14 protein-coding genes are annotated in these 13,183 nt (G+C 49.3%); 5 read left to right on the top strand and 9 right to left on the bottom strand.

Going from position 1 to position 13,183, the window contains the following annotated elements; genetic code table 11:
- Positions 1 to 4 precede the first annotated feature (4 nt).
- Together minD and minE are read left to right on the top strand one after the other, a co-directional pair.
- Positions 5 to 817, top strand: coding sequence for a septum site-determining protein MinD (gene minD / locus I3X05_RS04370; protein ID WP_039433895.1), 813 nt, complete (start codon positions 5 to 7; stop codon positions 815 to 817).
- A gap of 3 nt (positions 818 to 820) precedes the next feature.
- Entirely contained in the window at positions 821 to 1,084 is a 264-nt protein-coding gene (gene minE, locus I3X05_RS04365; RefSeq protein ID WP_039424871.1) for a cell division topological specificity factor MinE, read from the top strand.
- A 98-nt stretch (positions 1,085 to 1,182) separates the two neighbouring features.
- Here minE and rnd read toward each other — a convergent pair whose 3' ends face one another.
- From rnd to I3X05_RS04325, 8 genes are all read right to left on the bottom strand, one after another.
- Positions 1,183 to 2,298 (bottom strand): ribonuclease D, encoded by a 1,116-nt coding sequence (gene rnd / locus I3X05_RS04360; RefSeq protein ID WP_045570989.1) that lies wholly within the window; start codon positions 2,296 to 2,298, stop codon positions 1,183 to 1,185.
- 87 nt (positions 2,299 to 2,385) lie between these two features.
- Complete coding sequence (gene fadD, locus I3X05_RS04355; RefSeq protein ID WP_193186371.1) at positions 2,386 to 4,083, bottom strand: long-chain-fatty-acid--CoA ligase FadD; 1,698 nt, start codon at positions 4,081 to 4,083, stop codon at positions 2,386 to 2,388.
- Positions 4,084 to 4,209: 126 nt separating this feature from the next.
- Entirely contained in the window at positions 4,210 to 5,064 is an 855-nt protein-coding gene (locus I3X05_RS04350) for an alpha/beta hydrolase (RefSeq protein ID WP_045570990.1), read from the bottom strand.
- Positions 5,064 to 5,618, bottom strand: coding sequence for a Slp family lipoprotein (locus I3X05_RS04345; protein ID WP_193186368.1), 555 nt, complete (start codon positions 5,616 to 5,618; stop codon positions 5,064 to 5,066). Before I3X05_RS04345 ends, I3X05_RS04350 begins: the two co-directional genes overlap by 1 nt.
- A gap of 42 nt (positions 5,619 to 5,660) precedes the next feature.
- Positions 5,661 to 5,957: a hypothetical protein gene (locus tag I3X05_RS04340; protein WP_045570992.1), complete on the bottom strand. Its 297-nt coding sequence runs from the start codon at positions 5,955 to 5,957 to the stop codon at positions 5,661 to 5,663.
- Positions 5,958 to 5,992: 35 nt separating this feature from the next.
- Positions 5,993 to 6,694, bottom strand: a complete 702-nt coding sequence (gene tsaB, locus I3X05_RS04335; RefSeq protein WP_045570993.1) for a tRNA (adenosine(37)-N6)-threonylcarbamoyltransferase complex dimerization subunit type 1 TsaB — start codon at positions 6,692 to 6,694, stop codon at positions 5,993 to 5,995.
- A complete protein-coding gene (locus I3X05_RS04330; protein ID WP_045570994.1) occupies positions 6,695 to 8,614 on the bottom strand; it encodes an ATP-dependent DNA helicase in 1,920 nt (639 codons plus the stop codon).
- 107 nt (positions 8,615 to 8,721) lie between these two features.
- Positions 8,722 to 8,919 (bottom strand): hypothetical protein, encoded by a 198-nt coding sequence (locus I3X05_RS04325; RefSeq protein ID WP_045570995.1) that lies wholly within the window; start codon positions 8,917 to 8,919, stop codon positions 8,722 to 8,724.
- 195 nt (positions 8,920 to 9,114) lie between these two features.
- Here I3X05_RS04325 and purU point away from each other — a divergent pair, with 195 nt between their 5' ends.
- Entirely contained in the window at positions 9,115 to 9,948 is an 834-nt protein-coding gene (gene purU, locus I3X05_RS04320; protein ID WP_045570996.1) for a formyltetrahydrofolate deformylase, read from the top strand.
- A 51-nt stretch (positions 9,949 to 9,999) separates the two neighbouring features.
- Here the strand turns inward: purU and I3X05_RS04315 are convergent, their stop codons facing one another.
- A complete protein-coding gene (locus I3X05_RS04315) occupies positions 10,000 to 10,602 on the bottom strand; it encodes a VOC family protein (protein ID WP_045571054.1) in 603 nt (200 codons plus the stop codon).
- Between the two features lie 218 nt (positions 10,603 to 10,820).
- On the opposite strand from I3X05_RS04315, the gene argS reads away from it, so the two are divergent.
- The gene (argS, locus tag I3X05_RS04310; RefSeq protein WP_045570997.1) at positions 10,821 to 12,554 is read left to right on the top strand and encodes an arginine--tRNA ligase; all 1,734 of its coding nucleotides are present in this window, start codon (positions 10,821 to 10,823) and stop codon (positions 12,552 to 12,554) included.
- A 196-nt stretch (positions 12,555 to 12,750) separates the two neighbouring features.
- Positions 12,751 to 13,179, top strand: a complete 429-nt coding sequence (locus I3X05_RS04305) for an HIT family protein (protein ID WP_039424844.1) — start codon at positions 12,751 to 12,753, stop codon at positions 13,177 to 13,179.
- Positions 13,180 to 13,183: the final 4 nt, after the last annotated feature.

Genomic DNA, 13,183 nt, shown 5'->3' with positions numbered 1-13,183 from the left:
CACAATGGCACGCATTATTGTTGTTACGTCTGGCAAAGGTGGGGTTGGTAAAACCACGTCAAGCGCCGCCATTGCCTCTGGCCTCGCGCTACAAGGCAAAAAAACGGCCGTGATCGATTTTGACATTGGCCTGCGTAACTTAGACCTTATCATGGGCTGTGAACGTCGCGTTGTATACGATTTCGTCAACGTGATTAACGGCGAAGCCACCCTCAATCAGGCGATGATTAAAGACAAGCGCACTGAGAACCTGTTCATTCTGCCTGCATCGCAAACCCGCGATAAAGACGCACTGACCAAAGATGGCGTAAAACGCGTGCTGGATCAATTGGATGAAATGGGCTTTGATTTTGTCATTTGTGACTCGCCAGCAGGCATCGAGCAAGGCGCGCTGATGGCGCTATACTATGCAGATGAAGCGATTGTGACCACCAACCCAGAAGTCTCTTCGGTTCGCGACTCCGACCGGATTCTCGGTATTTTGGATTCAAAATCACTGCGCGCCGAGCAAGGGCTTGAACCCGTGAAACAGCACCTGTTATTAACACGTTATAACCCAACTCGTGTGAGTCAAGGCGAGATGCTCAGCGTGGAAGACGTGGAAGAGATCCTGCACATCTCTCTGCTTGGCGTCATTCCAGAAAGCCAAGCGGTGCTAAATGCTTCGAACAAAGGGGTGCCAGTCATTTTTGATGAAGCATCGGATGCTGGTATGGCTTACGCGGATACGGTCGAACGTCTACTGGGTAAACAGGTGGATTTTCGTTTCCTGACGGAAGAGAAGAAAGGACTGTTCAAAAGACTGTTCGGAGGCTAGTTTATGTCACTTTTAGAGTTTTTCCGCCCACAAAAAAAGAGTTCTGCCAGCTTGGCGAAAGAACGTCTGCAAATTATTGTGGCGGAACGTCGTAGCCAGAACGATCCCGCGCCTTCTTATCTTCCTCAGTTAAAAGAAGATATTTTGAAAGTGATCAGCAAGTATGTTGCCGTTGACCCGTCGATGGTCGATCTCACTTTCGAACATAAAGACGATGATATTTCGGTTCTGGAGCTGAACGTCAAGTTACCCGACGAAGAGAAATAAGCGCAGGCGCTGTAAAAACACATATTGTTGTGTTTTGCTTACAAAAAAAGACAGACGATCAAACCATCTGTCTTTTTTATATTCCGCATATTCCGCGCTTAGATTAGCGCATTCATTTTTTCGCCCAAAATGGGCAAACGCCAACCTTGCATCAGATCCGGCAAACTCTCTGGATCGCGATCCTTTTTCCACACCCAGGTAATCAACTGGTTAATTTGCTTCTTCGATGCCAAAAACTCTGAGGCCAGACCGGTGTTTTTCGTTGCTAAGGTCACTTGATCTTTGAGCTGCTTAAACAGCTGCTTATAACCCGGCAAGTCCATCAAACGGTCTATCTCTTCAGGATACTCGTCAGCCGGCGTCGTTAGCGCTTCTCTAACGATGGCCGCAATTTTATTGCCATGGCGCTGCACGGAACGTAAATCCATCCCCTCTTGCTCCATGCGTTTAAAGCTAGTGAGGCCCAAACGGGCAACCGTTAGCAAATCTTGCTCTTTAAAGACAAAGTTGAGCGCCAAGTCACGACGAATTGCCTCCTGCATTCGCCAAGTCGCGAGCGGCTTCAAGATGGCCAATTCACGCGGTTTAAGTTGCCATGCCCCTTTGATCTCGAGATAGGCGTTTGCTAAATCTGGGGTGCGCACGCGTTTGCCCGCCAGTAGTTCACTCTCTTGCTGCGCGGCTTGCCACCAGCCGGCCTGCTGCACTTGGTCTCGCAAAATGTCATACAGCGGCAGCAAATAATGCACGTCAGCCGCGGCATACTCCAGCTGTTTGTCTGACAATGGGCGCGCTAGCCAATCCGTGCGGGATTCACTTTTATCCAGTTGAACGTGCAAATATTGCTCAACCAAAGCGGCAAAGCCAGTAGACAGCCCGTGACCGAGAAAGGCCGCCATAATTTGCGTATCGACCATGGGAACTGGCGTGCAACCAAAAGCGTTGTGAAACACTTCTAAATCTTCGCCGCAAGCGTGCAGCACTTTAATCACCGCAGTGTCTTGCAACAACTCAACGAAAGCATCCATCTCTTTCACTGTCGTTGGGTCGATGAGCGACAAGTTTTCCCCGTCAAATAACTGAATTAAGCCAAGTTGAGGATAGTAGGTTCGCGTTCGAACAAATTCGGTATCCAACATCACCACATCCGCTTGTCGCGCTTGGTGGCAGACCCTATTGAGCTCTTTTTCATCGGTAATAATCTGATAATTCACTCGTCACTCGCTATCGCTTGAAAATAAAAATGCCAGCCTGAAAACATAGGCTGGCATTCTAGCATTGATTGTTACACTTTGCGCGGATTACGCAGCGGCATCATTTTTCGCCAGTTTTGCGTCGTTCTCGTCACGCAATACTCGGCGCAATATTTTTCCGACATTAGTCTTGGGCAGCTCTTCGCGGAATTCAATCAGCTTCGGCACTTTATAACCGGTGAGATGCTGGCGACAGTGGTTGATGATTTCTTCTTTGGTCAAACTTGGATCACGCTTCACCACGTAGATTTTCACCACTTCACCAGAGACTTCATGTGGTTGTCCAATGGCGGCCACTTCCAGCACTTTACCATGCAGCGCAACCACATCTTCGATCTCATTCGGATAGACATTGAAACCGGAGACCAAAATCATGTCTTTCTTACGATCAACAATGTGCAAAAAGCCCTCTTGATCGAACTTCACCACATCCCCGGTCGATAACCAGCCTTCGCTATTGATCACTTCTTTGGTCGCTTCCGGACGCTGCCAGTACCCCTGCATCACCTGCGGGCCGCGCACTTGCAGCTCACCCGTTTCGCTGTTTGCTAGGGCTTCGCCTTCATCATTGACAATACGCACCTCGGTTGAAGGAACAGGCAGGCCAATTGAACCGTTGTAATCAACCAAGTCGTGCGGATAGGCGGCAACCAGAGGTGAACACTCGGTTAATCCGTAACCTTCAAGCAGGTAGCAACCGGTGGTTTTTTTCCATTTTTCCGCCACCGCCCGCTGCACCGCCATGCCGCCGCCCACAGCAAGTTTGAGATTGCTGAAGTTCAACTCGTGGAAATCTTCATTATTAACCAAGGCATTAAACAGCGTATTGACCCCGGTAATCGCAGTAAAGGGATACTTTTGCAGCTCTTTAATGAGCCCAGGAATATCTCGAGGGTTGGTAATCAGCAGGTTACGGCCACCCATTTCGATAAACAGCAAACAGTTCACGGTCAGCGCAAAAACGTGATAAAGCGGCAAAGCCGTTACCACTAACTCACGCCCCTGACTCAGGACAGGACCATACATGCCTTTGGCTTGCAAGACGTTTGCCACCATATTGCGGTGGGTGAGAATCGCGCCCTTTGCCACGCCTGTGGTACCACCCGTGTATTGCAAAAAGGCGATGTCATCGCCGGTCATAAACGGTTTGACGTATTGCAGGCGTCGCCCTTTGTGCAGCGCTTTACGCATTGAAATCGCCCCAGGCAGATCATACTTAGGCACCATGCCTTTGACGTATTTGACGACAAAATCAACAATGGTACCTTTCGCGCGTGGCAACATTTGCCCCAAACTCGTCAAAACCACGTGTTTCACTGGCGTATTATCAACGATTTGCTCAAGCGTGTTGGCAAAGTTGGAGACAATCACAATCGCTTTGGCGCCAGAGTCGTTTAACTGGTGTTCCAGCTCGCGAGGAGTGTAAAGAGGGTTGACGTTAACCGCAATAAGACCGGCGCGCAACACGCCAAACAGCGCAACTGGGTATTGCAGCAGGTTTGGCATCATCAAGGCAACACGATCGCCTTTTTTCAGCTTGAGCTCGTTTTGCAGATAGGCAGAAAAAGCACGACTGCGTTCTTCTAATTTGCGAAACGTCATCACCGAGCCCATGTTCATGAACGCAGGCTGGTCGGCGTACTTTTGCACCGATTGCTCAAACATTTCCACCAGCGATTCATACTGGTCTGGGTTGATGGTTTCAGGTACGTCACTTGGATAACGTGAAAGCCATGGTTTTTCCACGATGTTACTCCTCGTCAATAGCTGGCTAACGAAAGACTTTTGTCTTGCGCAATAGCGTCCTTTCTTATTTTGTTCGCTATTACAGCACAGCCGTCATGCTTGAGCACGAAACTCTCAAACACTTGTTTAAATTTTGTTAACTACACCAAGAATTCGCTGAGCCACCTCGAGCGATTGCTCTAAATGACAATGATGACCGCCCGCAACTGTCGCGATTTTTGCAGGATTGCTCACGTTTAAGTGGCTGAAATCCTTAAGCTCGCGAAAGCCATTTTCGCCTAATATGACCAGATGAAAACAAGAAATCTGCTCTACCATTGTTGCAGCATGTTTGTGGGACATGCGATAGAGCGAGTCGCATTTCAATTTTGCATCATGCCGCCACTGCCAAGTGCCTTGCTGCTCAATCACTGAGCGCTCGACGATCGGCCGTAACAGATCTGGAGAAAGCTGATTTGCCATCACGCGAAGGCGTAGTGCCTCGTCAAAACTGGCGAGATTACGGGAGGGTTTGGTACGCAAACGATTACGGCTGAGCACCCCTTGCCTGAGCCTTTGAACCGCGTTTTGCGGGGCTTCAGCCAAAGGCCCGTAACCTTCTATCTGAACCAGTGCATCCACCTGTTCAGCAAAGGCGGCACTATAGCAACTCGCAATCAATGCACCAAGAGAATGGCCGACTAACAGCAGTCTGTTTGGCGATAAAATGTGCAAAAACTGATGAATATCATCAATGTAGTCGTGAAAAGGGTAAAAATTGCCCGATGCTTTGTGGTCAGAATGCCCATGCCCCGGCAGATCGATCGCACACAGATGCAATCTAGGGCAAAGATGATGAAGATGCTGCATAACAGAGAGAAAACTGGCGGCGTTATCTAACCAGCCATGAATAAAAACGACTGATAAATCAGCCGTTTTTGCATCACCAATCTCAAGTGCCGCGAGACTCAAGTCCGCCAGCGTATAACGGGAATCACGCATTAGTTGACGTCTTTAATGATTTTTCCATCACGAGGGAAATCACGCCGTTGGCGGCAAGAAATGGAGTAACAAGGATAGAGATAAGTGGAAGTGTCGTAAACTCGGACTCGCTCTTCGATGGTCCAGAGTCGGTGACCATAAGCTTGGATCACAGGGAAGACGTAGTCATAATCACCAATTTTGCCTTTTTCTTCACCGCCAGCTTGCCCCACAACCGTCATTAGACGACCCTGACTGAATGCGACAGGTTCAAGATACCCAGGAAGGTAGACAACAAAACGGCCACTAGGCTCTTGGCCGATATCGGGCTTGCCTTCTTTACTTATCGGCAAATTAACCAGTTCGATTCGGGTTTTATCTGATAGATTATCGACTTTGGCAATCACACCACCAAGACGAACTTCCTCTGTGACTTGGCCTTGCTGCTTGGCAAAGGTTTTGTAATCCGTTAGCACAGACTCATTGCGCGCATTGAGCTCTTCTGGCAGCGAACTACAGGCACTGACGGTAAACAGCGCAACCAGTGTGAATAGTAAACGGCACTCTTTTTTCATCTTTCACTCACCTTTAACGTTTCAATGCACATTGCCAGAGCGCTACACGTAGATATCGACACCAACGAGTTGGGCAAGTTCCTCTCTACGCGCTTGATTCATTACATCCATATACTCTTCCATCGCTCGGCGCGCGCGTCCTTCAGGAAGGTCGTATTGCAACTGGGCACGCTCTACATCCGCTTGAGAGACATGACGGATGGAATGCGCCACCGCATCGGCCACCTTGGAAGGTTGTGCGACTTGTTGCTGGCTTTTATTGACCTTTTTACGGCTGCTCTTATTGGTCCGGCCCGTGCCGGGAATAATCGCAGGAGGTAAACCATTAATTGAGGCCATCGCATTCCACCATTATTATTCAGTGAGTTGGGCGACTACTCTCGCCCAGGCAATTTCTTCCACGCAACGTTATCACGCAGATACACCGGGCTCGAGTTTTCAACCGCGACGGTGTTTCCCGCTGCCCATTCGTGACCTGCTAACACCACAATATCTTGCGCGTCTGGATAGAGGATGTCGCCTTTTTCAACAGAAATGGCCAATGCGCCCAACGCATCGGAGTACGCATCCCAACCTGTTCCCGCTGTCGTCCAAGTCTGTACATCTGAGTCTAACTGCGCCGCCAAATCGGCAGGGGGAATAACACATTCGTCATCTACATTCTGCCAACGGCCATCTTCTTGGCGCTGGTAACGTCCCCAGTACACTTCGTTCATTCGTGCATCAATCGCCGTCGCCACATGAGTCGCCCCATTTTGACGATAGCTGCCCTGCGCCATCGCCGCCAGTGTCGAAATGCCAATCATGGGCAAATCCGCACCAAACGCTAAACCTTGTGCAATACCAATGCCAATTCGCACGCCAGTAAAACTGCCCGGGCCTCGGCCGAACGCTAGCGCATCCAGATCATGCAAAGTCAGCCCTGCTTCTTGCAGCACTTCGTCCACCATAGGTAACACTTTTTTGGTATGGTCACGCGGAGCCACTTCGCTGCGTGAGAAAACTTGCTCACCAACTAGGAGTGCCACAGAGCAGTTTTCCGTGGCTGTGTCGATAGCGAGAATTTTTGCGCTCATTTAGTTCTCTGTTTGTTCTGTTAGAAATTGTTGAATGATGTCCAGATCGCGTGTTCTTGGGATCGGAGGGAGACTGGCGAGGAAGACGCCACCATACTCACGGGTCACCAAGCGGTTATCACAGATAATCAGTGCGCCGCGGTCTTTTTGATCGCGAATTAGACGTCCTACCCCTTGTTTTAAGGTGATAACGGCATCAGGCAACTGGACCTGTTCAAAAGGTTCTCCACCCCGCAAGCGGCAATCTTCAATTCGTGCTTTGAGCAAGGGGTCATCGGGTGATGTAAAAGGAAGTTTGTCGATGATAACACAGCTTAACGCATCACCTCTAACATCAATCCCCTCCCAAAAAGCGCCTGTCGCCACCAGTAGCGCATTACCCAGCACCATAAACTCTGCCAGCGTTTTCTGTTTACTCATTTCCCCTTGCAGCAGCACGGGCAAACTGAGCACCTCGCGAAAGCGTTCACCCAGTTCACGCATCATGCTGTGAGAGGTACAAAGGAAAAAACAGCGCCCTTGGTTCGCTTCAATCAACGGCGCTAACATACGCACCAGTTTGTCGGCTAAACCGGGGCTATTGGGTTCAGGCAGATAGCGCGGAACACAAAGACGCGCCTGCTGCTGATAATCAAAAGGGCTAGGCAGCGAGAACTGTTTCGCGGGTTTTAGCCCCAATCTTGCGGTGAAGTGGCCGAAATCGCTATTGACCGCCAAAGTCGCGGAGGTAAAAATCCACGCGCCCGGTTTCATCTCAATCTGCTCGTGGAACTTATCGGCCACCGACAGCGGAGTAATGTGCAGGGTGAAATGACGGGGGGAGGTATCAAACCAGTAAGAATACCCCGTTACGCTGGTATCGCACACGCGCTCCAAGCGCGCTTTGATCAAATTGGCCCGCTCAAAGGCCGTATCGAGCAACTGGCAGCGCCCGAGCGCCAATTTAAGCACATCGATGGTGAGATCTAACGCATCGACTAAGCGCTCGACTTCACGCTTTATCGATGGTGACTGCAACGCATCACGCCAGTTGCCACGAAAACCGGGCTCTCCCAGCACAATGCGCATATCCATCGAGGTTTGCACCAGCTTATCGCCCACTTTTTGCAACTGACGCATGTCTTTCACTTCCGTGCGATAAGCAATCTCGATGTCTTTGGCGAGATCGTGGATCTGTCGGCTTGAGAGTGATTGTCCAAAATATTCGCTGGCGATATCCGGCAACTGATGGGCTTCATCGAAAATAAACACATCGGCTTCCGGGATCAGTTCGCCAAATCCGGTCTCTTTGATCGCCAAATCGGCTAAAAATAGGTGGTGGTTAACCACTACCACATCGGCATCCAGCGCCTTTTTGCGTGCTTTAAGGACAAAGCAATCTTGATAGCTCGGGCACTCTTTACCCAGACAATTGTCATTGGTTGATGTGATGGTCGTAATCAGCGGGCTGTCTTCTGGCAAATCGTCACAATCACCCAGATCGCCCGTTTTGGTCTCCGACGACCAACTGCGCACTTTGACCAGTTGACTCAATTGCGTCGAATCGGCCTCATGATGATGCACTTCCACCATTTGTCGGCTGAGCCTGTCTAAGCAGAGATAATTCGAACGTCCTTTTAGCAACGCAACCTGACCATAAAAACCCAACGCATCGACCATCAACGGCAGATCGCGGTGAAAGAGCTGCTCTTGCAAGTTTTTCGATCCAGTACTGATAATGGTTTTCTTGCCGCTCAATAATGCAGGTACAAGATAGGCAAAGGTTTTTCCGGTTCCGGTGCCTGCCTCCACCACCAGTTGACTCTTGTCTTGAATCGCCTGGCTGACCGCTTCGGCCATGTCAATTTGCGGCTGACGAGCCTGAAATCCAGGGATGGCTTTGCCTAATGCGCCTTTGGAAGAGAAGGTTTTGGCTATCATTCTGTATGCTGGTGATGGATAAGTGGGGCTGATTATGGCAGTTTTGCGAAGCCGAGGCGAATCGGATTTGGCTCGCCTCGCAGTGATGTAGAATCTATGCTGTTCGATTATTTGCGATTCAGGTAACGGTTTAGCCATGCCGGACCGCTAAAATGTTCACCCTCTAAAATGACTTTGGCTGCTTCTGCTGGGGAGGCGCGATTTTGCCACATCTCCGTAATAAGCTCCTCATCGATTTCGTGCTGACCGACCAGAGTCGAGACTCTTTCTAGGTACAGTTTTCGAGCCAATAGATCTTTGTCCATAAGTTACCACCTTGTGTATCGTTTTGACGGCTCTTCTCAGCAATCCTCTTTAGCAAAACGTTTGGCCCAGAGAATATGTTGAAACCAAATTAATAATAGATTATCTATTAGCCTTGTATTGCGGTTTAGCTCACTATTCGACGCCCAAACAATTATTCGTACCATAAAAAAATTATTCACGGAAGTATCTTAAATATGGAAAAGAAAACACTACTGACTCATTGCTCAGACGCGCCGGGTCTGATCTCGAAAATCACCAACATCTGTTACAAACACCAACTTAATATCATTCACAACAATGAGTTCGTAGATAACGCCAGCGGTCATTTTTTCATGCGCACCGAACTGGAAGGATACTTCAACGATCACACCTTTCTCGCCGATCTAGACCAAGCTTTGCCAAGCGGAGCAAAGCGTAAACTGGTCAGCTCTGAGCGCAAGCGCATTGTGATTTTGGTAACTAAAGAAGCCCACTGTCTGGGCGATATTCTGATGAAGAACTACGATGGCAGCCTCGATGTCGAGATCGCCGCTGTGGTTGGTAACTACGACAAATTGCAGACCCTTACCGAGCGTTTTGATATTCCATACCATTATGTGTCGCACGAAGGGTTAAGCCGCGAAGAACATGAACAGAAAATGCTGGAGGTGGTTGACCGCTACCAGCCGCATTATCTGGTGCTGGCAAAGTACATGCGCGTCTTGACCCCAGCTTTTGTCGAGAAATACCACCACAAGATCATCAATATTCACCACAGTTTTTTGCCAGCGTTCATCGGTGCCAAGCCTTATCAACAGGCCTATGAGCGCGGCGTCAAGATCATTGGCGCCACTGCCCACTTTGTCACCAATGATTTAGATGAAGGGCCGATCATCAAACAGGACGTTATTCCTGTTGATCACAATTTCAGTGCGCAAGATATGGCGCAGGCTGGGCGTGACGTGGAGAAAAATGTCTTGAGCAAAGCGCTGAATAAAGTGCTTAACGACCATGTTTTTGTCTACGGCAATAAGACCGTGATTCTCTAAGATTTGACTTAGCAGTGAATGAGGGTTGCCAAGTGGCAACCCTCTATTTTTTTAATGCGCGTTTTGTTCCGATTCAACAATGCGTTTGAGGGAGTGTGGATGAAGCTTAATACAGACGCCTTGGTACTTAAACGCCACAGTTGGGTTATTCAAACGCTCCCCCTCCCCTTTCGGGCTCGACAGCTTGGTCTTCACACCTCGTTCTTCCAGCTTGGCAAACTGAGCACCAAAAGCGGGATAGGTATGCTGTAAGTCCTCTAGGTATGCCTCGGCACTTTGCGCGTGCGAAGGCACGACAAATTCCACATGCTCCCAACTTTCGCTGTGGTAAGTTTTCCCCGGTGCAGGGTATGGCAACTCCAAACATTCGATTTTCCAGCCACGCGCATGCAATGGTTGCTTGAAGGCGATCACGATAATGGGCCGACCATTGATCATCGCCTCGGAAATAGTCTCGCCATAATCAGACCAAGCCAGATGCGCCGCCTTGGCAAGATGTGCTTGATTAATTCGCAGCGCCAGATGATCAGCCTGAGCTAAACTCAAATCTAATTGCAGCAAATCAGCTAAAGACTCAATTTTTTGCATAAAACCGTCTAAATCTTCAAGCATTTGCACAGGTGTCAGGCGTTTTTCTTCTAGTAATCTATTCATTTTGCTCTCACGAAAGCTCGGATTTTCGGCCTCATAGTAGCAACTCCATCGCAAAATCGCAGGCATTTTCATCTTGCTGGAAAAAGTCGAAATTTCACCAAATCCTCTCTATATGATCACCAAGAAAATTGTTATCATTAGCGTCATTTTTGTGAACTCAAACAGAACCCGGCCACTTGCTTTCTGGGTTTTTCGTCCTTGAATTGAAGGAAACGCGTGTGAATATCCAAGCACTTATTAACGACAAAGTATCTCAGGCTCTCGAAGCTGCTGGCGCTCCTGCAGGCAGCCCTGCAGCAGTTCGCCAATCCGCTAAGCCACAATTTGGTGATTACCAGGCCAATGGCGTTATGGGCGTAGCAAAACAACTGGGTACCAACCCTCGAGAATTTGCGCAAAAAGTACTGGATGTTCTAGACCTAGAAGGCATTGCAAGCAAAACCGAAATCGCAGGTCCGGGCTTTATCAACATTTTCCTTAGTGAAGAGTTCCTCGCTAAACAAGCCGATGCCGCATTGGCAGATGCACGCCTCGGCGTAGCCGCTGAAGAAGCGAAAACCATCGTAGCCGATTATTCGGCGCCAAACGTAGCCAAAGAGATGCACGTTGGTCACTTGCGCTCAACCATTATTGGCGATGCAGTGGTGCGTACTCTTGAGTTTCTAGGCCACAAAGTGATCCGCGCCAACCACATCGGTGACTGGGGCACTCAGTTCGGTATGCTTATCGCCAACCTTGAGCGCGTACAGCAAGAGTCTGGCGAAGTTTCCATGGAACTGGCTGATCTGGAAGCCTTCTACCGCGAATCGAAAAAGCTTTACGACGAAGACGAAGCGTTCGCGGTAAAAGCTCGCGGCTACGTAGTTAAGCTGCAAAGCGGTGACGAATTCTGCGCCGAGATGTGGAAGAAGCTGGTGGATGTCACCATGATCCAAAACCAGCGCAACTACGACCGACTCAATGTGTCACTAACACGTGAAAACGTGATGGGCGAAAGCATGTACAACGACATGCTGCCAGGGATTGTTGCCGATCTAAAAGAGAAAGGCTTAGCGGTTGAAGATGACGGCGCGCAAGTGGTGTTTCTTGAAGAGTTCAAGAACAAAGATGGCGAGCCAATGGGCGTGATCATCCAAAAGCGTGATGGCGGCTTCCTCTACACCACAACCGACATCGCGTGTGCGAAATACCGTTACGAGCAGCTAGGCGCGGACCGCGTACTGTACTTCATCGATTCACGCCAGCATCAGCATTTGATGCAAGCGTGGACTATCGTTCGCAAAGCCGGTTACGTGCCAGAATCTGTCTCTCTTGAGCATCACGCGTTCGGCATGATGCTCGGCAAAGATGGTCGTCCATTTAAGACGCGCGCTGGTGGTACGGTTCGTCTGGCCGATCTGTTAGATGAAGCAGAAGTTCGTGCAGCGCAGCTGATCGAGTCTAAGAATCCAGAACTCGCAGAAGACGAGAAGAAAGCGATCGCGAACACGGTAGCAATGGCAGCGGTGAAGTACGCCGACCTTTCGAAACACCGCACTACAGACTACGTGTTCGATTGGGACAACATGCTCGCATTCGAAGGCAACACGGCACCGTACATGCAATACGCTTACACTCGCGTAGCCTCTGTATTCGCTAAAGCTGGCGTTTCTATGGATGAGCTACAAGGTGATATCAAGATCACTGACGAGAAAGAAAAAGCGCTTATCGCCAAACTGCTGCAGTTTGAAGAAGCGGTGCAATCTGTCGCGCGTGAAGGTCAACCACACATCATGTGTAGCTACCTATTCGAACTCGCAGGCCAGTTCTCTAGCTTCTACGAAGCGTGCCCTATCCTAGTGGCTGAAGATGAAGCAGTGAAACAAAGCCGTCTAAAACTAGCAGCGCTAACAGCGAAGACCATCAAGCAAGGTCTGTCTCTACTCGGTATCGATACGTTGGAGCGTATGTAAGAGGTTCTAGGTTCTAGGTTCTAGGTTCTAGGTTCTAGGTTCTAGGTTCTAGGTTCTAGGTTCTAGGTTCTAGGTTCTAGGTTCTAGGTTCTAGGTTCTAGGTTCTAGGTAATTAAGAAAGGTTGACGTGAAAGCGTCAACCTTTTGTTTTATCTGACGTATACTGATTTCACTCTCTTCAAACCGGACAACAACAATGAGTTTTGAACTGCACCCTCAATTGGCAAAAGACACCACTCTCATCGGTCACTTCCCGCTGTGTGTGGCATTGCTGCATAAAGACAATGCCGTGCCGTGGGTTATATTGGTACCCAAACGTGCCAACTTAAAAGAGCTGCACCACTTACCCATGCAAGAGCAGCAACAGTTTTTGCTCGAATCTCAAGCCGTTAGCCAAGCATTGGAAGCGACTTTTCGCCCAGACAAACTCAACCTTGGCGCATTAGGTAACATGGTGCCGCAGCTGCACATCCATCATATTGCGCGTTTTCAGACCGATGTTGCCTGGCCCGGCCCAATTTGGGGAAATACGCAAGGTGAGTTCCGCAACGAAGCAGAGCAAGCAGAGATGCTCGAACGCATCCGCAATGTGTTGTCATTGAGCTCACTGTTTCAAAAAGGATAATTCC

It is taken from the genome of Vibrio navarrensis (assembly GCF_015767675.1).
Lineage (GTDB): Bacteria > Pseudomonadota > Gammaproteobacteria > Enterobacterales > Vibrionaceae > Vibrio.
The sequence above is the reverse complement of the archived record's forward strand: the minus strand, read 5'-3'. Positions and strand labels throughout refer to the sequence as shown.